The organism is Synechococcus sp. MU1643 (assembly GCF_020514095.1).
GTDB lineage: Bacteria > Cyanobacteriota > Cyanobacteriia > PCC-6307 > Cyanobiaceae > Parasynechococcus.
Genome location: NZ_VTKY01000004.1, coordinates 21,971 through 46,619, shown reverse-complemented (window position 1 = coordinate 46,619; position 24,649 = coordinate 21,971). Strand labels below are relative to the sequence as shown.

The 24,649-nt window shown below is 61.8% G+C and carries 28 protein-coding genes and 1 pseudogene; 12 read left to right on the top strand and 17 right to left on the bottom strand.

Annotation, left to right across the window (positions count from 1 at the left end; genetic code table 11):
- Window positions 1–18: 18 nt before the first annotated feature.
- The 5 genes from FZX09_RS07765 (at window position 19) to FZX09_RS07745 (ending at window position 3,054) form a co-directional block, all read left to right on the top strand.
- Window positions 19–831 (top strand): HEAT repeat domain-containing protein, encoded by an 813-nt coding sequence (locus FZX09_RS07765; RefSeq protein ID WP_226401774.1) that lies wholly within the window; start codon window positions 19–21, stop codon window positions 829–831.
- 74 nt (window positions 832–905) lie between these two features.
- On the top strand, window positions 906–1,109 hold the full coding sequence (locus FZX09_RS07760) for a DUF2997 domain-containing protein (RefSeq protein WP_115010030.1): 204 nt from the start codon (window positions 906–908) through the stop codon (window positions 1,107–1,109).
- Window positions 1,109–1,501 (top strand): DUF1257 domain-containing protein, encoded by a 393-nt coding sequence (locus FZX09_RS07755; RefSeq protein WP_226401773.1) that lies wholly within the window; start codon window positions 1,109–1,111, stop codon window positions 1,499–1,501. The genes FZX09_RS07760 and FZX09_RS07755 overlap by 1 nt, the downstream gene beginning before the upstream one ends.
- Window positions 1,502–1,504: 3 nt before the next feature.
- Window positions 1,505–1,855 carry a ferredoxin gene (locus FZX09_RS07750; RefSeq protein WP_226401966.1) on the top strand — a complete coding sequence of 117 codons (351 nt, stop codon included), beginning with the start codon at window positions 1,505–1,507 and terminating at the stop codon, window positions 1,853–1,855.
- Window positions 1,855–3,054: an aldo/keto reductase gene (locus FZX09_RS07745; protein WP_226401772.1), complete on the top strand. Its 1,200-nt coding sequence runs from the start codon at window positions 1,855–1,857 to the stop codon at window positions 3,052–3,054. Before FZX09_RS07750 ends, FZX09_RS07745 begins: the two co-directional genes overlap by 1 nt.
- 9 nt (window positions 3,055–3,063) lie before the next feature.
- Here the strand turns inward: FZX09_RS07745 and rsmG are convergent, their stop codons facing one another.
- Complete coding sequence (rsmG, locus tag FZX09_RS07740) at window positions 3,064–3,795, bottom strand: 16S rRNA (guanine(527)-N(7))-methyltransferase RsmG (RefSeq protein WP_226401771.1); 732 nt, start codon at window positions 3,793–3,795, stop codon at window positions 3,064–3,066.
- A gap of 25 nt (window positions 3,796–3,820) precedes the next feature.
- Between rsmG and FZX09_RS07735 the strand changes: the two genes are divergently transcribed.
- Both FZX09_RS07735 and FZX09_RS07730 read left to right on the top strand, forming a co-directional pair.
- Window positions 3,821–4,360, top strand: a complete 540-nt coding sequence (locus tag FZX09_RS07735) for a J domain-containing protein (protein ID WP_226401770.1) — start codon at window positions 3,821–3,823, stop codon at window positions 4,358–4,360.
- Window positions 4,302–4,574 (top strand): DUF3143 domain-containing protein, encoded by a 273-nt coding sequence (locus FZX09_RS07730; protein ID WP_226401769.1) that lies wholly within the window; start codon window positions 4,302–4,304, stop codon window positions 4,572–4,574. Before FZX09_RS07735 ends, FZX09_RS07730 begins: the two co-directional genes overlap by 59 nt.
- Window positions 4,575–4,585: 11 nt before the next feature.
- On the opposite strand, the gene bioA is transcribed toward FZX09_RS07730, so the two are convergent.
- Window positions 4,586–5,884, bottom strand: a complete 1,299-nt coding sequence (bioA, locus tag FZX09_RS07725; RefSeq protein WP_226401768.1) for an adenosylmethionine--8-amino-7-oxononanoate transaminase — start codon at window positions 5,882–5,884, stop codon at window positions 4,586–4,588.
- Between the two features lie 31 nt (window positions 5,885–5,915).
- Between bioA and FZX09_RS07720 the strand changes: the two genes are divergently transcribed.
- A complete protein-coding gene (locus FZX09_RS07720; RefSeq protein ID WP_226401767.1) occupies window positions 5,916–6,176 on the top strand; it encodes a hypothetical protein in 261 nt (86 codons plus the stop codon).
- Between the two features lie 4 nt (window positions 6,177–6,180).
- Here FZX09_RS07720 and FZX09_RS07715 read toward each other — a convergent pair whose 3' ends face one another.
- From FZX09_RS07715 to FZX09_RS07695, 5 genes are read right to left on the bottom strand one after another with little or no spacing between them, the layout of a single operon-like run.
- A complete protein-coding gene (locus FZX09_RS07715) occupies window positions 6,181–6,336 on the bottom strand; it encodes a hypothetical protein (protein WP_226401765.1) in 156 nt (51 codons plus the stop codon).
- Window positions 6,333–6,992: a dethiobiotin synthase gene (bioD, locus tag FZX09_RS07710; RefSeq protein WP_226401763.1), complete on the bottom strand. Its 660-nt coding sequence runs from the start codon at window positions 6,990–6,992 to the stop codon at window positions 6,333–6,335. The genes FZX09_RS07715 and bioD overlap by 4 nt, the downstream gene beginning before the upstream one ends.
- Complete coding sequence (locus FZX09_RS07705; RefSeq protein ID WP_226401761.1) at window positions 6,989–7,801, bottom strand: methyltransferase; 813 nt, start codon at window positions 7,799–7,801, stop codon at window positions 6,989–6,991. The genes bioD and FZX09_RS07705 overlap by 4 nt, the downstream gene beginning before the upstream one ends.
- The gene (locus FZX09_RS07700) at window positions 7,735–8,421 is read right to left on the bottom strand and encodes an alpha/beta hydrolase (RefSeq protein WP_226401759.1); all 687 of its coding nucleotides are present in this window, start codon (window positions 8,419–8,421) and stop codon (window positions 7,735–7,737) included. Before FZX09_RS07700 ends, FZX09_RS07705 begins: the two co-directional genes overlap by 67 nt.
- A complete protein-coding gene (locus FZX09_RS07695; protein ID WP_226401757.1) occupies window positions 8,421–9,560 on the bottom strand; it encodes an 8-amino-7-oxononanoate synthase in 1,140 nt (379 codons plus the stop codon). Before FZX09_RS07695 ends, FZX09_RS07700 begins: the two co-directional genes overlap by 1 nt.
- A 54-nt stretch (window positions 9,561–9,614) precedes the next feature.
- On the opposite strand from FZX09_RS07695, the gene FZX09_RS07690 reads away from it, so the two are divergent.
- Window positions 9,615–10,547, top strand: a complete 933-nt coding sequence (locus FZX09_RS07690) for a bile acid:sodium symporter family protein (protein ID WP_226401755.1) — start codon at window positions 9,615–9,617, stop codon at window positions 10,545–10,547.
- Window positions 10,548–11,379: 832 nt separating this feature from the next.
- Here FZX09_RS07690 and FZX09_RS07685 read toward each other — a convergent pair.
- The 3 genes from FZX09_RS07685 to FZX09_RS07675 form a co-directional block, all read right to left on the bottom strand.
- Window positions 11,380–11,577 (bottom strand): hypothetical protein, encoded by a 198-nt coding sequence (locus FZX09_RS07685; RefSeq protein WP_226401753.1) that lies wholly within the window; start codon window positions 11,575–11,577, stop codon window positions 11,380–11,382.
- Window positions 11,578–11,579: 2 nt separating this feature from the next.
- Window positions 11,580–11,756, bottom strand: coding sequence for a hypothetical protein (locus FZX09_RS07680; protein WP_226401751.1), 177 nt, complete (start codon window positions 11,754–11,756; stop codon window positions 11,580–11,582).
- Between the two features lie 1,080 nt (window positions 11,757–12,836).
- On the bottom strand, window positions 12,837–13,067 hold the full coding sequence (locus tag FZX09_RS07675; protein WP_226401749.1) for a hypothetical protein: 231 nt from the start codon (window positions 13,065–13,067) through the stop codon (window positions 12,837–12,839).
- 245 nt (window positions 13,068–13,312) lie between these two features.
- Here FZX09_RS07675 and FZX09_RS07670 point away from each other — a divergent pair, with 245 nt between their 5' ends.
- On the top strand, window positions 13,313–16,087 hold the full coding sequence (locus tag FZX09_RS07670; protein WP_226401747.1) for an RNA helicase: 2,775 nt from the start codon (window positions 13,313–13,315) through the stop codon (window positions 16,085–16,087).
- A gap of 2 nt (window positions 16,088–16,089) precedes the next feature.
- On the opposite strand, the gene FZX09_RS07665 is transcribed toward FZX09_RS07670, so the two are convergent.
- The 6 genes from FZX09_RS07665 to dusB all read right to left on the bottom strand — a co-directional run bounded on the left by FZX09_RS07665 (window position 16,090) and on the right by dusB (window position 22,292).
- Window positions 16,090–17,523, bottom strand: a complete 1,434-nt coding sequence (locus tag FZX09_RS07665) for a class II fumarate hydratase (protein ID WP_226401745.1) — start codon at window positions 17,521–17,523, stop codon at window positions 16,090–16,092.
- A 38-nt stretch (window positions 17,524–17,561) separates the two neighbouring features.
- On the bottom strand, window positions 17,562–18,707 hold the full coding sequence (gene rfbB, locus FZX09_RS07660; protein WP_226401743.1) for a dTDP-glucose 4,6-dehydratase: 1,146 nt from the start codon (window positions 18,705–18,707) through the stop codon (window positions 17,562–17,564).
- A gap of 58 nt (window positions 18,708–18,765) precedes the next feature.
- Window positions 18,766–19,650 (bottom strand): dTDP-4-dehydrorhamnose reductase, encoded by an 885-nt coding sequence (rfbD, locus tag FZX09_RS07655; RefSeq protein ID WP_226401741.1) that lies wholly within the window; start codon window positions 19,648–19,650, stop codon window positions 18,766–18,768.
- Window positions 19,647–20,237, bottom strand: coding sequence for a dTDP-4-dehydrorhamnose 3,5-epimerase (gene rfbC, locus FZX09_RS07650; protein ID WP_226401739.1), 591 nt, complete (start codon window positions 20,235–20,237; stop codon window positions 19,647–19,649). Before rfbC ends, rfbD begins: the two co-directional genes overlap by 4 nt.
- Window positions 20,227–21,165, bottom strand: a complete 939-nt coding sequence (rfbA, locus tag FZX09_RS07645) for a glucose-1-phosphate thymidylyltransferase RfbA (RefSeq protein WP_226401737.1) — start codon at window positions 21,163–21,165, stop codon at window positions 20,227–20,229. Before rfbA ends, rfbC begins: the two co-directional genes overlap by 11 nt.
- Before the next feature lie 122 nt (window positions 21,166–21,287).
- Window positions 21,288–22,292: a tRNA dihydrouridine synthase DusB gene (dusB, locus tag FZX09_RS07640; RefSeq protein ID WP_226401735.1), complete on the bottom strand. Its 1,005-nt coding sequence runs from the start codon at window positions 22,290–22,292 to the stop codon at window positions 21,288–21,290.
- A gap of 6 nt (window positions 22,293–22,298) precedes the next feature.
- Here dusB and FZX09_RS07635 point away from each other — a divergent pair, with 6 nt between their 5' ends.
- The gene (locus FZX09_RS07635) at window positions 22,299–22,766 is read left to right on the top strand and encodes a DUF1823 family protein (protein WP_226401733.1); all 468 of its coding nucleotides are present in this window, start codon (window positions 22,299–22,301) and stop codon (window positions 22,764–22,766) included.
- 1 nt (window position 22,767) lies between these two features.
- Here FZX09_RS07635 and FZX09_RS07630 read toward each other — a convergent pair.
- Window positions 22,768–23,151: pseudogene (locus tag FZX09_RS07630) on the bottom strand (L,D-transpeptidase).
- A 130-nt stretch (window positions 23,152–23,281) separates the two neighbouring features.
- Here FZX09_RS07630 and der point away from each other — a divergent pair.
- Complete coding sequence (gene der / locus FZX09_RS07625) at window positions 23,282–24,649, top strand: ribosome biogenesis GTPase Der (protein WP_226401731.1); 1,368 nt, start codon at window positions 23,282–23,284, stop codon at window positions 24,647–24,649.

Genomic DNA, 24,649 nt, shown 5'->3' with positions numbered 1-24,649 from the left:
CTCCCGTAGCATCCACGCATGACTGACGATCGCAGCCAACAGAAGGACCAGGGGCTTTCCAACCTTTCCGTGGATCCTGATCTGCTGGCGCGTGAGCTAGCGGCCGAAGACGATGTTGATCCGCTTGATGCGATCCAGCTCGACGACGCCGAGCAGGATTCCTCTCTGCAAATTGCCCGGTCTTGTGACCAGGGTCTTGTCTGGTTGCGTGGCAACCATGGAGAACGGCTCCAAGGCCTGCAGGTGTTCTGTGAACACCGCGATCCACGTGCAATCGCCCTGCTGCTGCCCTTGCTCCAGAACTTCTGTCCGGTGGAGCGGATGAGTGCCGTCTATGCCTTGGGTCGCAACCCATCTCCTCCGGCTGTTGAGCCGCTGTTGCAGCTGCTGCAGCTCGATGCCAATGCCTACGTCCGTAAGGCTGCGGCCTGGAGCCTGGGCAATTTCCCAGATGCTCCGGTGCTGAATCCGCTGATCCGGGCATTGCAGACGGATGTCGCGGCGGTGCGCCTTTGGTGTCCAGGCTCACTGGCGGAGGCCGGCAGCCGTTCACCGGTCAAGGCCGACCCCGCGGCGGGTCAATTGCTGGTGAGTCTGCGCATCGACAGTGAAGCGGTGGTGCGCAGCAACTGCATCTGGGCTTTGGGCCGTTTGATGGATCAGTTGGTGCAGCCGCGACAAGCTGAGATCGTTGAGTCTTTGGTGAGTGCCCTGCTCCATGACGGAGAGATTTCTGTGCGCGATGAAGCCAGAACCGCCCTAGAGCAGCTTGAGGACCCGCTGGTCCTAGAACGTCTACAGGCCTTGATCAACGACGGTTTCATCCTGTAACTGGGCTGTGTAACGAGGAAGGCAACACTCGGGGGAGACCACCACTAGATTGCAACGCAAATCGCGCTTCTTCAATGCCCCAAAAGACCATTCGTTTCACCATTCGGCCTGATGGTCGTGTGGAAGAACGGGTCGAGGGTGTTGCAGGCGAGGCGTGCCAGCAGCTCACTGAAGAAGTTGAAGCTGCTCTTGGAACAGTTGAACGTCAGGAGTCCACATCCGAAGCGTTTCTGCAGCCTGAGGTCCAGTCCCAGTCTCTCCCAGCTCATCTGAACTGATGTCGCATTTCAGCACCGTCAAAACCGAACTGCGTCAGCTGGAGCCTCTGGTGAAAGCTTTGGAAGACATGGGTTACGCCCCTGATCAGGGTGAACGCCCTGTGCGTGGTTACCGCGGTCAGACCGTTTCGGCTGATCTGGCCATTGCAGTGCAGGACGGTGGTGATATCGGCTTCCGCTGGAACAGCGCATCGGAGTCCTACGAGTTGGTCACCGATCTTGATCTGTGGAAGCAACAGATTCCTGTGGAACGCTTCCTCTCCAAGCTTGCCCAGTGCTACGCCTTGAACACGGTTCTGGCTGCCACTACTAAGGAAGGTTTTCAGGTTGCCGAACAGATCCAAACCCAAGATGGTTCGATTGAACTCGTGGTGACCCGCTGGGACGCCTGAATCCTGCCTGATCCTTCTTCACACGCTTTTTCTGCTCCAGCCCGGCCGCCGGAGCAATCCACAGGTAGGGAGCCTCTGCTCGGAGGTGACATGCGCGACCAGGCTGTCTGGGTCGACGAAGCCATCTGCATTGGCTGTCGCTACTGCGCACACGTGGCCGCTAATACCTTCGTTGTGGAGCCAAATCTGGGACGTTCCAGAGCTATCCGACAGGACGGCGACTCCACTGAATGCATTCAGGAGGCCATCGATACCTGTCCCGTGGATTGTATCCACTGGGTTCCCTTTGAGTCGTTGGAAACGTTGCGGCAAAACCTGATTCGCCAGAATCTGCAGCCTCGTCCCCAGGGTTGATGGCGCTGCCCACCCGCCGATTCGGCCGAACGGAGCTTGAGATCCCCTTGTTGTCTCTGGGGGGGATGCGCTTTCAGCAGAGTTGGACTGACCTCCCTGCCGATGAAATCACGTCTGCGTCGCAGACTCAGCTCGAGGCGACCCTGAAGCGCTCTGTGGATTTGGGTTTTCATCATGTGGAAACAGCGCGGCACTACGGCAGCTCTGAGCGTCAGCTGGGTTGGGCCCTGCCGCGTATACCCGATCCCTCCCGTCTGCTGCAGAGCAAGGTGCCTCCCCGGCCCGATCCCGACGCCTTCGAAGCGGAACTGGAGCTCAGTTTTGAGCGGCTGGGATGTGATCGCCTGGATTTATTGGCTATCCATGGCATCAACCTGCCGGAGCATCTCGAGCAGACCCTTCAGCCCGGGGGGTGCATGGAGGTGGTGCGCCGCTGGCAGGCGGAGGGTCGCATTGGTCATGTGGGCTTCTCCACCCATGGCCCCACAGCCTTGATCGCAGAGGCCTGCGATTCCGGTGCCTTCGATTACGTCAATCTGCACTGGTATTACATCCGCCAGGACAACAGTCCCGCCCTGGATGCGGCCCGCCGTCAAGACATGGGGATGTTCATCATTAGCCCCACTGACAAAGGCGGCCATCTGCACACGCCATCCCAACGGCTGTTGGAGCTTTGTGCACCGTTGCATCCCATCGTCTTTAACGACCTGTTTTGTCTCCAGGATCCGCGGGTGCACACCATCAGCGTGGGAGCGGCCCGGCCGGAGGATCTCGAGCTTCACCTGGAGGCGTTGCATCTGCTGTCTGATGCAGCGTCCTTGATTGCGCCGGTGGATCAGCGGCTTCGGCAAGCGGCCGATGAAGCACTGGGTCGTGACTGGATGGCCACCTGGTCCGTCGGGCTGCCGCCTTGGCATGCGACGCCTGGGGGGATCAACCTGCCGGTGTTGCTTTGGTTGTACAACCTTCTGGAGGCCTGGGACCTCGAGAGTTATGCCAAAGCCCGATATGGGTTGTTGGGCTCCGGCGGGCACTGGTTCGCCGGCGCCAACGCCGATGGCTTTGATGGGGAGGTCAGTGCTGAAGAGCTGCGGAGCGTCCTGCAGGGGAGCCCATGGCGTCAGCGCATCCCCGAGATCCTGCGCAGCCTCAAGCACCGGCTCAAGGGCGAATCCCAGATGCGCTTGTCGAGCGTCTGAGTGTTCGTTTTATTCCCCGAGGGGATCTCGGCTGGGCGTTCCCACGGCCCTTGGGTAGCTGCGGGGGCAGGGGCCGTTCGGCTGCACCCGCAGAAGATGACGCGTGCCGCGATCACCGGGCAGTTGCCGGTGCTGCACCTCCATCAGACGGCCCTGCAGCAGGTGCAGGGCTCTGTTGAACGGCACGGCATCGGCGTCATTCCACTGTCCCCGATACAGCAGGGCCTGGCCGTCGGTTTTCAGCAAGGGCACGAGGTATTCGGCCACTACAGGAGCTGCCGCCACAGCCCTGGCCACGGCTCGATCGAAGCTGCCGCGGAAGTTGCGATCGCGCCCGGTGGTTTCGATCCGCTCGGTGCGGACCCGCACCCGATCGGCAAGCCCCAGGCTGTTGGCCATGGCTTCCACGGCGGCGGTCTTGCGTCCGACGGAATCCAGCAGGGTCACCTGTGACTGGGGCAGGGCAATGGCGACGGCGAGACCGGGGAAGCCGCCCCCGGTCCCCACATCAATCCAGTGCTGTGGCTCGTTCGCTGATTGGAGTTCCCCCGCCAGTGGCCAGAGGCTGTCGAAGACCTGACCAATCCAGAAATCATCGCCGTTCACCAGGCGCGTGAGGTTGACCCGTTCATTCCAGCTCTGCAGAAGGCCTTGAAGCTCCACCAGCTGGTCGCGCTGCCCTTGCGATGGCTGCCATCCCAGGGCGTCCCAGAACGCCGGTTCAGGCGCGGTGGCGGCCATGGCTGCACCAACAACTCTTCTTAGGATGAAGGACCGGCTGTCCCCTGTGTCCAAAGCCCACCCCAGCCATCACGAACGGCTTGGCGTGCGCCCCGGGGTTGACGCTGAAACCTTGCGCCAGGCCTTTCGACGCCAGTCCAAGGCCCTCCATCCCGACACCACGCAACTGCCGCCCGAGCAGGCCAGCATTGCTTTTCAGGAGCTCAAGGAGTCCTACGACGTTCTGCTGCGTCAGAGCCAAGCAACCCTCGGTCTTGGTGCACAGGCGCCGTCATCGCCCCTGCCCCTGCAGAGTCAGCCCCGCCCGGATGCCTGGCAGGGCATCGGTCAACGAAGGCCACTCTCTGGCGGCGAGTGGTTCTCGCTGGTGCTGTTGAGCATCGCGCTGTTGCTCAGCCTGGTGCTGGGGTTGGGCGTGGCTCTTGCCCAAGGCCGCGACTGGCAGGTGTCGCCGAGTTGGCTGGCGGATGAGCAGACTTCGAAGACATCCTTGCGTTCGCAACCTGATGGCCGCCCTGCCCCCGGAGAGCACCCCGCTGAATCAGCACTCTCTTCCGGCGCTTGAGGCCTGGCTTCAGCAGCTGGGTGCCGTCCGCATGGACGACAACCCCTGCCAATGGATGCTGGAGCGTTCTGAGTGGAGGGCGCTGTTGCTGCTAGAACGGGAGGACCTCAAAGTGGTCTGGCACCCAGGTTCTTTGGAAGCGATGCTGCAGTGTTCGCTGCCCTATGGCCTCTCCAGGGCCGATGTCGAGGCGGCTATTCAGGCGGGTCCCTGAGGCCATAACGTTCAGAGCTGGTCGAGGGCCATTTCCAGCACCGAGTAGCACCGTTCCAGCTGGGCATCGCTGATGCAGAGGGGTGGCAGCAGATAGACGACTTGGCCTAGGGGGCGGAGGAAGACGCCGTTCTCCATCGCCAGCCGTTTCAATCTCGGCCCCGCGGGGTTGAGGTAGCCGGAGGTTCCCTCCACAACGAGGTCGAAGCCGGCAACCGTCCCCGTCAGCCGGGGGTGTTGCACCCTCGGATGGCGTGCCAACCGTTCGAGGTGCGGACGATGCCGTTGTTCGAACTGTTGAAAGGCTGCGGGGTTGCGCTCCATCAGATCGAGGCTGGCGTTGGCCGCGGCGCAGCCCAGCGGATTGGCCGTGAAGCTGTGGCCGTGCCAGAGGGTCAGACAAGGGTCGTCACCGACGAAGGCTTCGAACACCGCTTCGCTGGCCATGGTCACGCCCATTGGCAGACATCCACCCGTCAAGCCTTTGGACAGCGCCATCAGATCCGGCCGGATGCCCGCCCGCCGGCTGGCGAACCAGTCGCCGCAGCGTCCGAAGCCGGTCAGCACTTCATCGGCAATTAGCAGTGCTCCAGCCTGACGGGTGCGTGTTTCCACCTGTTGCAGAAACTCGGGCCGCACCATGGCCATGCCGCCGGCCCCCTGCAGCAGGGGCTCGAGGATCACCGCCGCAGTCGGTGTCTCCAGCACCCGCTCGAGCACCTCCAGTGCTGCCGATTCCTTGGCCTCCACGGCATCGTCATCCCACCAGGTAGCCGGCCAGGGAACCCGGGCAACGGGAAAGAGCTTGTCTTCAAATGGCGCGCTGAACAGGTTGCGTTCGCCAACGGCCATCGCCCCGAAGGTGTCGCCGTGGTATGCCCCGTCGAAGGCGACAATCTGATAGCGCGTTTGGCCCCGGTTGGCCCACCACTGGCAGGCGATCTTGAGCGCCACTTCCACCGCAGTGGAACCGTTATCGGAGAAGAACAGCCGTTGCAGCCCGCAGAGTCCGCTCAGGCGTACGGCCAGCTGTTCCGCAGGCTCATGGGTGAAGTCGGCAAAAATCACCTGCTCGAGGCGGGCGGCCTGATCGGCAATGGCCTTGGCCAACACCGGATGGGCATGGCCGTGAAGGGTGACCCACCAGCTGCTGATGGCATCGATCAGCGGTTCCCCCTTTTCACGAATCAGCAGAGCCCCGTCTCCGGACATCACCCGTTGGGAGTTGGCTGCGCTGGACATCTGGGTGAAGGGGGGCCACAGATTCGGATGGCGGATCGACTCCATGGCAGCAGCGGCAGGTTTTGCCATATTGGATCTGAGGCTGTTGGAGATGCCCCGGATGGCTGCCCCACGCACCCGTCGTCAATCCAAGCGTTTTGTTCCCGCCAGGCAGCCTGAGCCTTCGGCCAAGCGACGTCTCGTTCTCCCGGAGGGCGACTGGCAGTCGATTCGCAGTGATCTCGAACTGCGGGGTTGGTCATCGTCCCAGCTGGAGTTGATCCAGGCTGAACTCAGTCATGGATGGCCGCTGCAGATCGCCGTTCGCCATGCAGCGATGCGACTGGGCACCTGCCCCACCGGTTCAAAGGCCCTGGGCTGAGTCTTCAGCGGCAGACGTCACTGTTCCTTTCCGCCTCTGTGGCAATGGCGCTGCAGTTCACCCAGCGCACCAGCTGCACCTCGATATCGGTGAACAGCACCAGAATTCCAACGCAGAGTGCTGAAACAGCCAGGCTCGCCAGGGTTTGACGTGAATTCACGGGGACGATCGCTTCAACACTCGTCGGAATGTAGTGGTGAGATCCTTCTCGCGCCAAAGCCGCTCCAGAACCGTTGCTGATAGCGAGGCCTGGGGGGGAAGCTGCGCCAGAACGGGGACGTCACCGAACTGTTCGAGGGTCCCCGGGTTGTCGGCATGGAGGGGGCCGTTGAGGATCAGCCCCAACACCGTGAGATTCCGCCGTCTTATCGCTTCCAGGCTGAGCAGGGTGTGGTTGAGGGTGCCCAGCCCACTGCGAGCCACCAGAACAATTGGCAACTGCCACTTCACGAGTTGATCGATCTGGAGCCAGTTGCGGGTGAGGGGCACCATCAACCCTCCAGCTGTCTCCACCACCAGCGATCCCTGATGATCGGGAATGGTGAGTTGTGATGGGTCGAGCGGCGTGCCGTCCAGTTCGGCGGCCCAGTGGGGGGAGACCGGTTCTCGGAAGGCATAGGCCTCGGGCAGCATTCGTTCCGGCGGGAGGTTCAACAGCTCCCGCACCCGTTCGCGGTCTCCGCCGCCCTCCAGTCCGCTCTGAACCGGTTTCCAATAGCTGGCCTGAAGCCCCTGCACGAGCCACGCACTCACTACGGTTTTGCCGACGTCCGTGTCGGTTCCACACACCACCAGGCGACTGACGCTGCCGTTCATCGCTTCACCATGAGAACCCACATCCTCCAGGTCAGGGCGAACCCGGGTGATGCGTTGGCTTGGGGCCAAGCCCGGAAGACGGCCTTCCACTGGCCTGGGGAGAGCCGGCCACTGTTGGTGACGGAGGCGCCAATGCTGCTCATCGGTCGCAGCAGCCGCAGTGGATTGGCGGCGTGTTGGGTGAAGCTCAGGCACTCGTCTCGTTGCACCACGCCATCGGGCAAGGCCGCTATTAGTTGCTCTCGCGCCGGCATGGTCAAGGCCGTGCAGGCCTGATCTGCTGCGCGGGCGGCGTGCTGCCATTGCGGAAAACTTCCGTCCACCGGCACCGCCAGGGCCAGCCAGCCTCCCTTCGGCAGCGCATCCACCCAACGCCGAAGCTGTTGCACTGGATCTGGCAACCAATGCAAAACAAAGCTGGAGGCCAGCAGTTGCGGTGGCTCACTCCAGTCCGGTAGCCCGCGGCTCAGGTCATGCCGCAGGGTGCGTGTTCCGCGGGGGTGGCTGTTCAACATGGCGGCACTTCCATCAAGGCGGATCACTCGCTGCCCCGGGTGAGCGGCTTCCAGGGCTGCGGCCAGATGACCGGTGCCGCTGCCGAGGTCTGCCCAAAGGCCGCGCCGGATGGAGCAGTGGCGGCTGAGTTGGGCTAAGCGCCAGGCCATGGCCCGTTGCAGCTGCGCGTCGCCCGCGTAGGTCGGCGCTGCGCGACTGAAGCGCTCCAGCACCTGGTCGGGGCGAATCACAGGGCCCCCAGCCATTGCTGCACCACCGAGAGCACCGTTGGTGTGATCAGTGCGTGGCCCCAATTCAGATCCCGATGGAGGGTCAGCGGCTGCTGTCTGAGGTCATCGATCAGCTGCAGCGCCGATGCGGCGTGCACCACAGCGTCCCGTTCGCCCTGCACCACCAGCACAGGTACTGCTTCAGGCCATCCCACCGGCAGGGCCTGGCAGTGCGCCAGAAGCTCCAGATCCTGCTGCAGCCGCTGGCGCCCCAGGCTCGTCAAACCTTGCAATAGGGGTGCTGGGGGCAGGGCACTGCGGGCATGGGGTGAGGCGGCTTTGTCGAGGAAGCGTTCAAGCATCGTCAGTTCCTGGTCGGTGTCCAGGGCCGCCTGCATCCCCTGCAGAGCTACCGCCACAGCGCGCCCTGCACGCCCGTGTGGCACGAAGGCGCTGAAGCTGCCCAGCAGCACCACCGCATCGGCTTGCGCCAGAACAGTTGCCGGCAGCAGATGCAGCCCCAGGGAGTGGACGATCAACAGGTTGCATCCTGCGCCGTGGGGCCATGCCGGAGCAACGGCCTCACCGCCGCCGTAGCCCCGGTCTGCGCTTGACCATCTCGCTCCCCCATCTTCAAAGCGTTGACGCCAGTGGGACCAGGTGCCGGCCTGGCCAGCCCAACCATGCATTGCCAGGACCTGCATCATCGAGAGCCGAGGGCTGCGAGCAGTTGCTCCAATGTGCCCTCCGGCAGGTCCCGCCGCAGCACCAGGCGCAAACGGGCGGTTCCCTCCGGGACGGTGGGCGGCCGGATCGCCACCGACAGCAGACCCGCCTGCTCCAGCTGTTGCTGGAGGTCGAGCGCGTCCTGGTCGCCACCGACCAGCAAGGGCAGCACAGGACCGTGCCCTGCTGGTTTTGCCCAGCCCTGGTGCGCCAGAGCTGTTCTCCAGCGTTCCGAGCGCTGGCTCAGCTTGCTTCCCCAATTGGGGTTGGTTTGGATCAAGCGCAGGGCAGCCTGGGCTCCAGCCACCAGCGATGGTGCCAGGGCCGTGGTGTAGCGGAAAGCCCCACTGGTTTGAAGCAGCCGTTCCATCGTGCTGTGATCCCCAGCCAGAAATGCACCTCCGCTGCCGAAGGCCTTACCGAAGGTGCCGCACACCAAGGCCACAGGCTGTTGGAGTCCATGGCAAAGCCCGCGGCCTCCTGGCCCCAGCACTCCCAGGCCGTGGGCTTCGTCCACCAGCAGTTGTGCACCGTGGTGGGCGCACAGGTCGGCGATGCGCTGCAGATCGGGGCTGGTGCCTTCCATGCTGAAGAGGCTTTCGGTCACCACCAGTGGCGGTGTTGTTGCCGGGTTGAGCCGCTGCAGCCGCTGGCCGAGATCCTTAAGATCGTTGTGGGCAAAGCGTTGCAGCCGCGCTCCACTGGTGCGGACTCCGGCCAGCAGCGAGTGGTGGATCAGCCGGTCCACCAACACGGTGGTGTGCCTGTCACTCAGGGCCGTTAGGGCGGCGATGTTGGCTTGAAATCCGCTGGGGAACAGCAGCACCCGGTCTCGGTTCAACCAGGTGGCAAGATCTGCCTCCAGTTCCAGATGGCGTGGTCGGGTTCCGGTGATCAGGCGAGATCCACCGGCACCGACGCCATCGGAGGCCACGGCCTCCGTTGCCGCTGCGAGCACATCGGGGTGACGGCAGAGCCCGAGGTAGTCGTTGCTCGCCAGATCAACGAGCTGGCCGGCTCCGGCGGGATCCTGCAGCTGCCAGGGCTCCTGGCCGGAGTTCAAGCTCCGCAGGCGGCGGCGGCGGGCTGGAGGGATGGGAGAAGCGTGGTCCCGCATCACAACAGTCTGGAATCCGCCCTGAACAAGGATGGTCGCAATCCTCTGATCGTCATGACCTGGGAGCGTTTCACTCTGCTCTTTCCGCTTTGGACGTTGCTGGGAGCTTTGCTGGCCTTGCTGCATCCCCCGCTATTCATCTGGTTTAAGGGGCCACTGATCGCCCTTGGACTCGGCGTCATCATGCTCGGTATGGGGGTTGGGCTGACACCCGCTGATTTCATGCGGGTTGCTCAACGCCCCCGCGCCATGCTGCTGGGGGTGCTGGTGCAGTTCCTGGTGATGCCGGCTCTTGCTGCTGTGATTGCGGCGGCTTTGCACCTGTCTGCCCCGCTTGCGGTGGGCTTGATTCTTGTCGGCTGCTGCCCAGGGGGGACCGCCAGCAATGTGGTGGCTCTGATCGGCCGTGGCGATGTGGCGCTGTCGGTGGTCATGACCACGATCAGCACCCTGGCGGCGGTGGTGTTGACCCCGCGTCTCACGCAGGTATTGGCCAGCCAGTACGTTCCGGTGGACGGTTGGGCCCTGTTCCTGGCAGTGCTTCAGGTGGTGTTGTTACCCGTCACCGTTGGGGTGGTGCTCAAGCGTGGTCTGCCCGGTGTGGCCCAGCGGATTGAGCCGGTGATGCCTCCCCTTGCGGTGATAGCCATCGTGATGATCGTCTCCAGCATCGTGGGCAGCCAGACGGCTGTGCTGCGTCAGCAGGGGGGCGTGCTGATCCTGGCTTGCCTGCTACTGCACGGCGGCGGCTTTCTGCTCGGCTGGCTGATTCCCCGGCTGGCGGGGCAGAGCGTGCAGGCCCAGCGGACCATCAGCATCGAGGTGGGCATGCAGAACTCAGGACTGGCCGTGGTGCTCGCTCGCAGTGGTGGTTTCGCCAGTCCCCTGACGGCGTTGCCGGGTGCCATCTCTGCAGTGATTCACTGCCTGATCGGCAGCGCCCTTGCGGCCTTTTGGAGGCGCCAGCCTTGCATCATTAGAAGGTGATCTGAGGCGTAAGTGGTTTTGGGTGCAACCTGCGGTGATGGCAACCTGATTACTGCTGGGTGTCAATTAACTGCCTGATATGCCTTGATGAAATCTCCAGAAGTACGGCGGCGATCCATAAAAACCTTTTGCTTCTATAGACATGATCACCAGGTGAAACCTGCTGGCATAACACGCTTTTGGTGCCCACCCCACGTCCTTCTGCCAGTTGAATGCCCAGTGCCTATGACACTTCAGGAGTTGTCAAACAATCAGACAGGTTCGTCATGGAAGGTGTGCTCGACTAAGGCTCGAAAAAGCTCTTGTTTTTTGTACTCGAGAAATTCTTGCTCCTCTGCAGGTCCGCCAGGCCAATTTCTCAACGCATCGCAGGTTGTCTTGTACTCAAGCTTGAGAGAGCGCAAATCAAGGTGAAGGCTCGCAACTATTTCCTCGTGCATTCAGCAGAGGCAACTTTTTGAATTATTACAGATGCTCGAAATTGCTTGACGTAGGGCCTGATACAGGTGCGCCATAGCCACTGCTTTCTCTTTCTGTGAGAGGTCTGCTGTGCGGATGCCTCCGTCACGGCATAAGGAGCTATTTGGCGATGGTTCATGGGTCGAATTTTCTGAAGTCAATGACCTCCGAAACTAAGAACTGGGCAGTTGTTGCAGCCGCCATGGGAGCTCAAGGGGCTACTAGTAGCCAGATGTACCGGCGCGCCAAAGCGATGGCAGAAGGAGAGGTAGATCCCATGCCAACGAGCTATCCCGCTGCACCTCACAGCATCTCTGTTGCCTGAGCTGATAAGCCAAGCCCCTGCATTAGCAGGGGCTTGGCTCGCGACTGATCAGCGGCCTTCTAGGGCTAATACTTGATCCATTCTCTTCTCCTCGGCAGTGAGGAAATCGGCCCACATCCCTATGAGAAAGCTCAGAGTGGCTAAGGCCTGTAGCTGCTCTTTCGAGCCAGGGCGGGTGTATTTGAAGTCCATGAACATGCGATCAGCAGCTGCTTGCTGTTCTTGGCATCGGGCATCAATAGACATCGTCAGGACTTGACTTCAGTTTTTTGATGAGCCTGTATGGAGGGTGCTTTAGTTGATTTGCTGAGAGGGTAGTCACCAGCATTGGCGCCGCCAACAAAAACTTCCAATGCCCTGACCGCGACGATCATGCCGCCGCCCAAATAGGCGAGGTTTGCTGGAGCTCTTTTAAGAAGACTCATGCCGCCATGCTACGAGCATTCGTTACATCCCGTAACGAGATCCTTGGGTCTTTGTGTCCATCACCAGCCAAGACCTGATCGCCTTCTTTTGCAGCTTCGGCGTGGCTCTCGAAGCCCTGAATCTCAACAAGCTGGCGCAGCCGTCAAAAGGCTGAGGCCAAGGTTGAAAACCTGGCGACGAAGTGAGTCACAAAGTCAGTATTCACTCAATTCGTGACGCCGGTATCGACAACTGGCTTTTTCGATCGTTGTAGGGCTACCTCTAACAAGAGGGTTAGGCATCCCCACTTGGTCAAAAAGCTCCCATGCCGAGTGTGCGGCAAGACAATCGAACTATCTGAAGTTGCTGCGAAGTACGCGGCTGGCTCAGCTGTACACGCAATGTGCGTTCCCAAGGCCAAGACCACTCGGAAAGGCCCGTCTTTTAAGAAGCTGACTCGCTGGCTGGATCGTGTCTTGAGCGCATCCCACTGCTCCTTCGTGTCGCCACCGTTTCGCCGCTACCCATGCGGTGCACTGCTTTCCAATTGCGGCAACCGTTGCCCTCCCCTCAGAATTAATGAGTCTTCTGACGGGTAGGCCGGCTTGCGTTTCCCGCCTATCACGGGCGAAGTCGCCACAAGACCATGGACATGATGTTCTTCATCGGCGTGAACATCGCTCTTCTCGGCTTGCTCGTCTACGGCCTCATGACGGCCAAAGAGAAGATCAAGGCTGGCCGTAAAGAGATCGTTTGACTTATTGGCTAGCTAGCTGAGACCTCGGCCTGAGGTGGATGGCCTGCTGTATCGGCGCCAGGCGCATTCCCGTAAAGGTGGCGTTTGGCGACACCCGCTCTAGGATCCTGTCTGAATTTGCCGGTCTCCTGGTCGATGGTGGGGGCCCTTGAAGCGGTTTCCGGTGGAGCGGCGCCACACCAGAACGAACGCATCCAGCTTGTCGGCCAGCACCACGTCGAAGCAGGCACAGCAAGGCGGTCAGCCTTGATGGGTGGCGCACCTCCGTATTTCTCGATGCTGCCCCGATCACTTTCAAGGTGTTTACCTCGGCTCTTGCCGCCGTCTGGAGGAGTCGGTCGCCCTAGATCGAGCCCTCTTCATGGAGTTCGAGCAGGAGTCGGGCCGCGAGGCCGCGGGAGATGCGTCGTGCCACGAGCAGATCACAGATCCAGTTGAACAGCGGGGGGGCATCGGTGGTGGATGCCAGGCGATGTTCGAGGGCCTTCAGCTCCTGAACATCGCGGCAGCCCCGCAGGGCATCTATCAGGGTGTCTTCAGCCGGCCGCGGCTTGGTGAGCTGAGTGCTGGTCACAGGCAGTGGTGCTTGTACTCCTCTGTCATGGCACTGGCGGAGTGCCCCTGTCACCCTTCTCTTGTGCAGAGGCAGGCACAAAAAAAGCCCGGGTGGGCTCACCAGGGCTCGAAGCATTCTCCCCATTATTTTTCATGATTTGCCTCGGTTTCGTCAAAGGAGGTCGGCGCATCTGATTGATTGCATTGGCGTGGCTTATCGCTTGTTGGAAAAGAGAGCTCAGCCAGGCTCCTTAAGATCAATTGATGACCCAATCGACACCGGCCACGCCCCGATCAGAGCCCGATGTCGATCGCAGTGCTCCACTGAATTCCTCAGAAATCTTTTCTTTCCAGCTGGATGATTTCCAGCTGGAAGCAATGGATGCCCTCAACCAAGGACATTCGGTCGTGGTCAGTGCACCCACGGGATCCGGCAAAACGCTGATCGGGGAATACGCCATTCATCGCGCCCTAGCCCACGGCCAGAAGGTCTTCTACACCACACCGCTGAAGGCTCTTTCCAACCAGAAACTGCGCGACTTCCGTGATCAGTTCGGTGCGGAGAACGTGGGTTTGATGACAGGTGACCTCAGCGTGAATCGCGAGGCCTCCATCGTGGTGATGACCACGGAGATCTTCCGCAACATGCTCTACGCCGAGGCGGATGAGCACGACGATCCCCTGGCTGATGTGGAAGCGGTGGTGCTCGATGAGTGCCACTACATGAACGACTCTCAGCGGGGCACGGTCTGGGAGGAGTCGATCATTCACTGCCTTCCCAAGGTGCAGCTGGTGGCGCTCTCTGCCACCGTGGCCAATGCCGGGCAGCTGACCGACTGGATCGAGAAGGTTCATGGTCCGACCACGTTGGTGATGAGTGATCACCGGCCGGTGCCGCTGCAGTTCAGCTTCTGTAGTGCCAAGGGTCTGCACCCGCTTTTGAATGACGCCGGCACGGGTTTGCATCCCAACTGCAAGGTCTGGCGCGCCCCCAAGGGGCACAAGCGCAAAGGGCGTTCCCAGAGGCCGCCGCAACCGGAGCCACCGCCGATCAGCTTCGTTGTGGCCCAGATGGCCGAGCGGCAGATGCTTCCTGCCATCTATTTCATCTTCAGCCGCCGCGGTTGTGACAAGGCGGTCCGGGATCTGGGGGTGCAGTGCCTGGTAACCCAAGAGGAGCAGGCGCGCATCAAGGAGCGCTTAACCGCTTACAGCCATGACAACCCCGAGGCCGTTCGGGATGGAATTCACGCTGATGCGCTGCTGCGGGGCATCGCTGCCCACCATGCCGGTGTTCTGCCCGCCTGGAAGGAGTTGATCGAGGAGCTCTTCCAGCAGGGGTTGGTGAAGGTGGTCTTTGCCACGGAGACCCTGGCGGCGGGCATCAACATGCCGGCCCGCAGCACGGTGATTGCGGCCCTCTCCAAGCGCACCGAACGGGGGCATCGCTCCCTGATGGGCAGTGAGTTCCTCCAGATGGCCGGTCGGGCCGGGCGGCGTGGCCTCGACACCCAGGGCTACGTCGTGACAGTGCAAAGCAGGTTCGAAGGTGTGCGTGAAGCAGGTCAGCTGGCAACGAGTCCTGCCGACCCCCTGGTGAGCCAGTTCACCCCCAGCTACGGCATGGTTCTGAACCTGCTGCAGCGCCACGATTTGGCCAAGGCCAGGGAGCTGGTCGAGCGCAGTTTTGGCCGCTATCTGGCGGGGCTTGACCTCGTGGAAGATGAGGAGAACCTCTCCCAGCTGAGGTTGCAACTCAGCCAGATGGAGGGCGTCGCCGGCGACATCCCCTGGAAAGACTTTGAGGACTACGAAAAAATGCGTGGGCGGCTCCGCGAAGAACGGCGCTTGCTCCGCATTCTTCAGCAGCAGGCCGAGGAGACGCTGGCCAACGAGCTGACGATGGCCCTGCAGTTCGCCAGCACCGGCACCCTGGTCAGCCTCAAATCGCATCAGCTGCGGGGGCGAGTCGCGCCCGCGGTGATCGTTGAGAAGGTGAAGGGGCCCGGTCAGTTCCCGCTGCTGCTCTGCCTGACTGATGAAAATGTCTGGATCCTGCTGCCTTGCCAGGCCGTGGTGAGCATCCACGCGGAGCTCAGTTGTCTGCAGGTGGACGGGCTGGAGATCCCGGAGTTGTCCCGTTCCGGCGAGTTGCGCCATGGCGATCAGGCCAGCGGGGGTTTGGCGTTAGCCGTGGCCCACATGGCCCGGCGCCACGACATGACCACCCCGCAATACGACCTGGCTGGGGAGGTGTTGACGCAGGCCCGGCTGGTGCGGGATCTCGAGCAGGAGCAGGAGCAGCATCCGGCCCATCGCTGGGGAGATCGCAAACAGCTGAAGAAGCACCGCCGGCGCATGGAAGATCTGGAACTGGAGATTGCCGAACGGCAGCAGCTGCTGCATCAGCGGGCCAACCGTCACTGGGAGACCTTCCTGGCCTTGATGGAGATCCTGCAGCACTTCGGATGTCTTGATGAGCTAGATCCCACAGAGATTGGCCGCACTGTTGCTGCCTTGCGAGGCGACAACGAACTCTGGCTGGGGCTGGCTCTGATGAGTGGGCATCTCGATGACCTCTCCCCCCCAGACCTGGCGGCGGTGTTCGAGGCGATCAGCACAGAGGTCAACCGCCCCGACCTGTGGAGTGGCTTCCCGCCGCCTGCGGCGGCTGAGGAAGCTCTCCAGGATCTGTCGGGTCTTCGTCGCGAGCTGCTACGGGCCCAGGAACGCGCTGGTGTGGTGGTGCCGGCCTGGTGGGAACCCGAGCTCATGGGTCTTGTGGATGCCTGGGCGCGGGGAACGTCCTGGAGCGATCTCATCGCCAACACGTCCTTGGACGAGGGTGATGTGGTGCGGATCATGCGCCGCACTGTGGATCTTCTGGCCCAGGTGCCCTACTGCGAAGCGATCAGCGAGCAATTGCGCAGCCATGCCCGTACGGCATTGAAAGCGATCAACCGCTTCCCCGTGGCAGAGGCCCAGGATCTGGTGCCGCCCTCCGCTGCGCTCAACCCGGCAACGGAACGGGCGGTCTGAGCTCAGGCTTCCGGAGCGGCCATGGCGCCGGGATTCACCTGCTGATCAAAGTCTGCTGGGGTGATGTGGCCCAGCTCCAAGGCCGCCTGCTTCAGAGTCAGCCCCTGATCGTGGGCATGCTGAGCGATGGCACTGGCCTTCTCGTAACCGATGCTCGGGGTCAAAGCGGTGACCAGCATCAAGGAGCGATCAACGAACCGCTGAATCTGTTCCTGATCCGGCTCCAAGCCCTCCACCAAGTTCTGGCGGAAGCTGGTCATGGCGTCCTTGAGCATGCGGATCGACTGCAGCAGGTTGAAGCCGATCAAGGGCTTATAGACATTCATCTGCAGATGGCCGCCGGCGCCGGCTGCTGCCACGGCTCCATCGAGTCCGATCACCTGGGTGCAGACCATGGCGATGGCTTCGCACTGGGTGGGATTGATTTTCCCCGGCATGATCGAGCTGCCGGGTTCGTTGGCGGGAAGCCGCAACTCCCCTAGACCCGCCCTGGGGCCACACCCGAGCAGACGCACGTCGTTGGCGATGCGGAGCAGGGCCACCGCCAGCAGACGAAGTTGGCCCATCGCATGGACGAGGGCGTCATGGCCGGCCATCACCGCGAAGAGGTTGTCAGCAGGACGGACCTCGACGCCAGCGACCCGGCTCAGCGCCTCCGCCACGGCATGACGGAAGCCCGGCGGTGTGTTCAATCCTGTGCCCACCGCGGTGCCCCCAAGAGGGAGATCGCCGAGGCTGGCCAGACAGTCCTCCAGCCAAGCCTGGGCTTGTTTGAGTTGATCACGCCAAGCGGCGACTTCATCGCCAAGACGCAGGGGCACCGCATCCTGCAGATGGGTGCGGCCAATCTTGACGATTGGCATCCAGGCCTGGGCTTTGGCATCCAAGGCCTGAACCAGGGAATTGAGCGCTGGCAGCAGCCCATCCTTCAGTTGCTTGGCCGCGGCGACATGGATGGCTGCGGGAAATACATCATTGGTGGATTGCGACCGATTGACGTGGTCATTCGGGTGCACTGGGCTGTGACTGCCGAGGGCGGTGCCTGAGGCCTGAGACGCCAGATTGCTGATCACCTCGTTGATGTTCATGTTGGTCTGGGTTCCGCTTCCGGTCTGCCAGACCCGAAGCGGGAACTGATCGTTGTGCTGGCCAGAGGCAATGGCATCCGCCGCCGTGCAGATCAGGTCAACCTGTTGAGGGCTCAGAAGCGCATGCTGGCCGTTCACCGTTGCGCAGGAGCGCTTGATCCATGCCAGGGCCTGGATGATCTCGAGTGGGATTCGTTCGTCGCTTATGGCGAAGTTCTGAAGCGACCGCTGGGTCTGGGCTCCCCAGAGCGCTTCGGACGCCACCTCAATGCCACCCAGGCTGTCGGTTTCAATCCTGAACGGCAGCGTCATCGGTTCCTCGGCGCGATCAAGCGGTGCTTCGATCATCCGTGATCACTGTCCTTTGATCGTGGCGTCGATCTGAATCAACGGTCCGGTGTTGTCCCGTGAGTTGCCACCGTTCCCATACCCAACCTGCTGCCGTCATATCCCGCCCGCTCGCGAACTTTCTTGCACCACCCCTGGTGGGACAAGTACCAGCGCACGGTCTCCGCTAGACCCTGTTTCACATCGTGGCGAGGGGTCCAGCCAAGTTCGGAGCTAATGCGGCTTGGGTCAATCGCGTAGCGGCGGTCATGGCCTGGGCGGTCGGTGACTGGTGTGATTAAGTCCGTGTGGGGAGCTGATGAAGGGCAGCTCTGATCCAACTGCTCGCAGATGGCATGAACGACCTCTTTGTTGGTGCGCTCACCGTGGCCGCCAACGCAGTAACTGCGGCCCGACGTTCCGTGGCAGGCCGCCAGAAGCAGTGCATCGACGTGGTCTTCCACGTACAACCAATCCCGCACATTCAGCCCATCGCCGTAAAGAGGAATTGATTCACATTCAGCCGCCTTCAAGGTGACCACGGGAATCAGTTTTTCCGGGAACTGCCAGGGGCCATAGTTGTTTGAGCAGTTGGTGAGCACCACGGGAAGCCCAAAGGTGTGGTGCCAGGCCTGAACCAGGTGATCGCTTGCCGCCTTGCTTGCGGAGTAGGGGCTGCGGGGGTCGTAGGGCGTTGTTTCCGAAAAGCGCCCCTCGGAGCCCAGTGAACCAAAGACTTCATCGGTGCTGATGTGGTGCATTCGGAAAGCGTCCCGGCGTTCACCGCTCAAGCCCTCGTAGTGGCCCCGCACTGCCTGAAGGAGGTTGTAGGTGCCGTTGACGTTGCTCTCGACGAACACACCAGGACGGGAGATGGATCGATCCACGTGGCTTTCTGCTGCCAGGTGCATCACCAGATCGGGGTCGGCCTCCTGCACCGCAGCCTCAACGGCTGCTGCATCTGTCAGATCTACCTGCTGAAGCCTGTGCCGATCGTTCGCCGCTTCGCCCAGCTCGCTCAGCACCTCCTCAATCGAGGACAGGTCGCTGGCATAGCCCATCTTGTCGAGATTGAAGACGGTGACTGTGGTCTCCCGCAGCAGCCTGCGCACGACGGCGCCGCCAATGAAGCCGGCACCTCCGGTGACCAGAACTCTGCGGCGAGCTTCCAGCAGGTCGGAGGCGGAAGGCATGGATGAAACCATTGGTGAGAGCTTGGGGTGGGGCGTTGTTTGGGGTTGGCGCGTTGAACTCAGTGGCCCTTCATGGCGTTTTGGCTTGCTGCAACACAGCCTGCAGAGCTAGCTGCCAGTGCTCGCCGTTGAGGTCCAGGGCTTCTCGGGTGGCGGTGCAGTCCAGAAGGGAATAAGCCGGCCGTTCAGCAGGCGTCGGGTATTCCGCTGTTGTGATCGGTTGAACGGCTGCGGGAGTGTCGATGAGCCCCAAGTCAGCACCGATTTGGCCAACGGCCATCGCCACGTCGTACCAGCTGGCGGCTCCGGCATCACTCCAGTGCATAACAGCTGGCAACTCGCGCTTACCAGCGATCTGAAGGGTTTGCCAACAGGCTTGAGCGAGGTTGAGGGTGCTGGTGGGACAGCCCACTTGATCGGCGACAACACCCAGTTGATCCCGTTCGCGATGGAGGCGGAGCATGGTGAGGGCAAAGTTCTTGCCCACGGGCCCGATCACCCAGCTGGTGCGCAGAATCAGGCCCCGGCCTCTTGCTCCAAAAATCGTTTGGACCGCTGCTTCTCCAGCAGCTTTGCTGGCGCCATAAACACCAAGAGGGTCACGGGCCTGCTCGGGATGATACGGCGTGCCCTGGGTTCCGTTGAAGACGAAGTCGGTGCTGATCTGGAGCAGGCGTCCCCCTTGTTGATCAAGAGCACGGGCAAAAGCCTCCGGTGCCCCGGCATTCACTGCGTGGGCCAGCTTGGGCTCCGACTCGGCCTTGTCCACTGCTGTGTAAGCACCGGCGTTGAGCACCCAGTCGGGTTGGTGCTGTTCCACGGCGCCGCTGCAGGCTGCAGGGTCAGCCAGTTCAAGCTGCTGACGGCTGGTGGCCACCAGCTCGATTCCCTCAGGGGCGGAAGCGATCAGAGCCTGGCCCAGCTGACCGCCAGCTCCGGTGAGCAGCACCTTCATGGGAAAACGTCTCCAGCCACCTCAGCGGCTTTGAACCCTGCTGCTTCGGCATCTTTGTCCGAGAGGTTCACCTCGGCGCCCTGCAGCCGATCGATCGGCCAGGCAATGGCCAGATCTGAATCATTCCAGACGATGGCACGTTCACAGGATTTGTTCCAGAACCCTCGCGCCTTGTATTGCACCTCCGCAACCTCGCTGAGGGTGAGGAAGCCGTGGGCGAAGCCCTCAGGAATCCAAAGCTGGCATTTGTTCTCGGCACTCAGTTCGGTGCCGACCCAGGCGCCAAATGTTGGTGAGTTGCGTCGGATGTCGACAGCAACGTCGTAAATCGCTCCGACCGTGGCATGCACCAGCTTGGCCTGGGGTTCCGGTGCGAGCTGGTAGTGGAGTCCCCGCAGCACGCCTTGGATCGAGCGGGAGTGGTTGTCTTGGGAGAACAGTACCGATTCGCCGACGGCTTCATCGAATTTGCGTTGGTTCCAGCTTTCGTAAAACCAGCCACGGTCATCGCCGAAGGCCTGGGGCGTGATCAGCAGGGGACCCTGAATCACCGCGCCGGACGGTGTGTTGAGTTGTTCAAGCTGCATGTCTCACCTCCAGGCTGGATTGCAGGGCCGCGTGATCGCTCACGCTCTCCTCGAGCATTTGCAGGAGATAGGAGCCGTAGCCACTCTTCTTAAGGGGCTGCGCCAGCTCACTCAGCTGTTCTGCTGTGATCCAGCCCTGGCGCCAAGCCACCTCCTCCGGGCAGCCCACCTTCAGCCCCTGGCGATGTTCGAGCGTGCGGATGTAGCTGCCGGCATCGTTGAGGGAATCGCAGGTGCCGGTATCTAGCCAGGCCATGCCACGACCCATCAATTCCACCCGCAGCACCCCTTCATTCAGATACATCTGATTGAGATCGGTTATCTCCAGCTCGCCACGCGCTGAAGGCTTCACCTGGCGGGCCCGTTCCACGACGCTGTCGTCGTAGAAGTACAGCCCCGTAACGGCGTAGCGGCTCTTGGGCTTCTGAGGTTTTTCCTCCAGGCTCAGCACGCGGCCATGAGCATCGAATTCGGCCACGCCATAACGCTCGGGATCACTGACGGGGTAGGCAAACACCGTCGCCCCTTGGGCTTGAGCGTTGCTGTTCACCAGCTGGGGCACCAGATCGTGCCCATGGAACAGGTTGTCTCCCAGCACCAGTGCAGCCGGGTGGCCCGCCAGGAAGTCGGCACCAATCAGAAACGCCTGGGCTAAACCGTCCGGGCTCGGCTGCACGGCGTACTCGATCGTCATGCCCCAGCAGCGGCCGTCGCCGAGCAAGCGCTGGAAAGACTCCCGGTCGTGAGGGGTCGTGATGATCAGCACCTCACGGATCCCGGCCAGCATCAGGGTGCTGAGCGGGTAATAAACCATCGGCTTGTCGTAAACCGGTAGCAGCTGTTTGCTGACGGCCTGGGTGATCGGATGCAGCCGTGTGCCACTCCCGCCAGCCAGGATGATTCCCCGTCGCTTGGATGCGGTGCTCATCGGCTGGCTCACCGGCGTGAAGTCGGCGCCATTACAGCATGAGACCCCTTGCGACCACTTCATTTCAGCCGATAGCAAAGCCGCCATAACAGATCACTCCTCTGTGGAGTGGTCTGCACTTGTTATTCCGCGGAGGCGGCAAGGGCGTCGATCTGCTGCGTCAGCAGCTCCCTGGCCTGGGCGGGCGTGGGGGCTCGCATGAGGTCACTACGCAGTCGCGAGGCGCCGGGGAAGCCCGTGCATGTCCAGCCCATGTGTTTGCGGGCGATCAGCAGCCCATGGTCTCCGCGATCCTCCACCAGACCGTCCAGTTGATCCCGGGCCAGTGCAAGCCGTGCTGATGGGTTGGGTGTGGCAGGGATCGCACGACCGGCCAGGGCGGCGTCGATCTGTCCCACCAGCCATGGGGCTCCCATGGTGCCTCGACCCACCATCACCCCTGCTGCGCCAGTCTGATTCAGGCAGCGCAGGGCCTCGTCGGGGTTGTGGATGTCGCCGTTCGCGATCAGGGGGATCGTGAGGGCTTCTCGGACTTTGGTAATTGCGGTCCAGTCCGCAGCGCCCTTGAAACCCTGCTCGCGGGTTCGTCCATGCAGCGTGAGCAGTTGTGCTCCTGCTTGTTCCAGCTGTTGGCACCAGTGCACGGGATCGGTATCAGTGCCACACCAACCCAGGCGTGTTTTCACCGTGACGGGCACTGCCACGGCACCCGCCACCGCTTCCACGATCTGAATGGCCAGTTCGGGATCACGGATCAACCCGGAACCGCCCCCTTTGCGGGCAATCTTCCGCACAGGGCAGCCCATGTTGATGTCGATCAGAAAGGCACCACTGGCTTCAGCCCGTCGTGCTGCATCGGCCATGGCCTGGGGGCGATGGTCGAACAACTGCACGCCGATTGGGCCGGATTCTTCGGCGAGCGACTCCACCTTGCAGAGCCCATGCCCCATTCCAAGGCTGGTGGCATTCACCATTTCGGTGAACAGCAGGGCATCAGGCGCCCAACGTCGAACCAGGCCGCGAAACACCCGATCGCTCACCCCTGCCAGCGGTGATTGCAGAACGCGGCAGCGCAGCTCACGCGCGGTTCCGTTGCCGGGAAGCTGCAGGGGCGATAAAGCAATCATGGGTCCATGCTGCACAACGCAATCGACATGCCCTGGCCGCTGAGTCGTTCGTTGCTGATTCAGATCCTCGAAGACCGCTGCAGCGATCGCTTTGTCTGCGAAAGGGTTTGGGAACGTTTGGGCTATAGGCCTGCCGAACCGCAGTGGTGCAGCGGCCCCGACACACCACCGGATTGGGCGGAGGCCTTCCCCCAGGCTCCCGAGTTGATCGCCGAGCGTCCGGCGTCGGTTCGTCTGACCCGCTCGGTTCCCAAAGAACACAAGCAGCTGCTCAAGCAACAGCTCAACTTCGCGGGGTACCGGATCGGTGAGTTGTATCCCCGCCGCACCCGGCGAGCCACGGCGGTGAACTGGTTGCTGGCCTGGCTGGCACAACTAGGAGAACCCCTGCCGGAGCAGGGGCCCTTGGGCCCGGAGCTTCCGCCTCCTGCCGATCCGGTGCAGGGGCACCCCGGTGATCTGCCGGTGGGCTGACTCAGGCCTGAATCGTGATGGGTGTGCCTTTCGGGGTGTTGTGGAACAACCAACGGGCGTGGTTCATCGGCATGAGTACACAGCCATGGCTGCGTGGCACGCCGAAGGGTTGCTACGCGTTCTCCTGCCAGGGGGCGGCGTGCAGGCAGATGGCCTCATTCTCACTGACGCACATCGTGAACGGCACCCCTGGAACGGTGTAGGTGCGTCCAAACATCGTTTTGGAGCGGTACTTCGTATAGACCTTGCTGTAGAAGATTGGTGTTGGCGTTGAGGCCTTGCCGGTGCTGACTGGAATCACTCGGACCACTTCCTGGTCGCTGTTGTAAACGGTCAGGCGTTGGTCGTAAAGGCCGACCACAAGACTGGCAACGAGCTCGAGCATGGCGAGGGATCACACTGAACCCGCCCTAGTCGTCTCAGTTGAGACTCATTTGTCTCCCTCCGAAAGAATTTCGGATCTGCAGTGGGTTTATGACGTCTCTGTAGGGTGAAAGATTGGCCTGAGCAGACCCTTGGCGCGTCCCGTCGTCGCAATCATCGGACGCCCCAATGTCGGTAAGTCGACCTTGGTGAACCGGTTGTGCCGCAGCCGCGAAGCCATCGTTCACGATCAGCCTGGTGTGACGCGTGATCGCACTTACCAGGATGGTTATTGGGGCGATCGCGAATTCAAGGTCGTTGACACCGGTGGGCTGGTGTTCGACGACGACAGTGAGTTTCTGCCGGAGATCCGGGAGCAGGCGGCTCTTGCGCTCGAGGAAGCCAGTGTGGCTCTGGTGATCGTGGATGGTCAGCAGGGGCTCACGGCCGCTGACGAATCCATCGCTGAATTTCTGCGCAGTCACCGCTGTCCCAAGCTTCTGGCGGTGAACAAGTGTGAGTCGCCGGAACAGGGCCTGGCGATGGCTGGTGAATTCTGGGGTCTTGGCCTGGGTGAACCCCATCCGATCTCGGCCATCCACGGAGCCGGCACCGGAGAATTGCTAGATCAGGTGCTTACCTTTTTGCCTCCGAAGGATCAGGAAGGTGACGAGGAGGAGCCGATTCAGATGTCCATCATCGGACGGCCGAATGTCGGGAAATCCAGTCTTCTGAATGCCATCTGCGGTGAGCAGCGGGCAATTGTCAGCCCGATCCGAGGCACCACTCGCGACACGATTGACACCAGCATTATTCGTGAGAATCGTCCTTGGCGCCTGGTGGACACGGCGGGTATCCGCAGGCGTCGCAGCGTCAACTATGGCCCGGAATTCTTCGGCATCAACCGCAGTTTCAAGGCCATTGAACGCAGTGATGTCTGTGTCCTAGTAATCGATGCCCTCGATGGGGTGACCGAGCAGGATCAGCGCCTGGCGGGCCGCATTGAAGAGGACGGCCGTGCCTGCGTGGTGGTCGTCAACAAATGGGACGCGGTGGAAAAAGACAGCCACACCATGACGGCGATGGAAAAGGAGCTGCGCTCCAAGCTCTATTTCCTTGATTGGGCCCCGATGCTGTTCACCTCGGCGCTCACGGGCCAGCGTGTGGAGAGCATCTTTGCTTTGGCCGCCTTGGCCGTTGAGCAGCACCGCCGCCGCGTTACGACATCTGTCGTGAATGAGGTGCTGAAGGAAGCGCTGAGTTGGCGCAGTCCCCCCACCACCCGTGGTGGCCGCCAGGGAAAGCTGTACTACGGCACCCAGGTGGCCAGCCGGCCCCCCAGCTTCACTCTGTTTGTCAACGATCCCAAATTGTTCGGAGAGACCTATCGGCGCTATGTCGAGCGCCAGATCCGCGAGGGTCTCGGCTTCGATGGCAGCCCGCTGCGCCTGTTCTGGCGGGGCAAGCAGCAGCGTGATGCCGAGCGCGACCTGGCCCGTCAGCAGAGTCGCAAAAGCTGA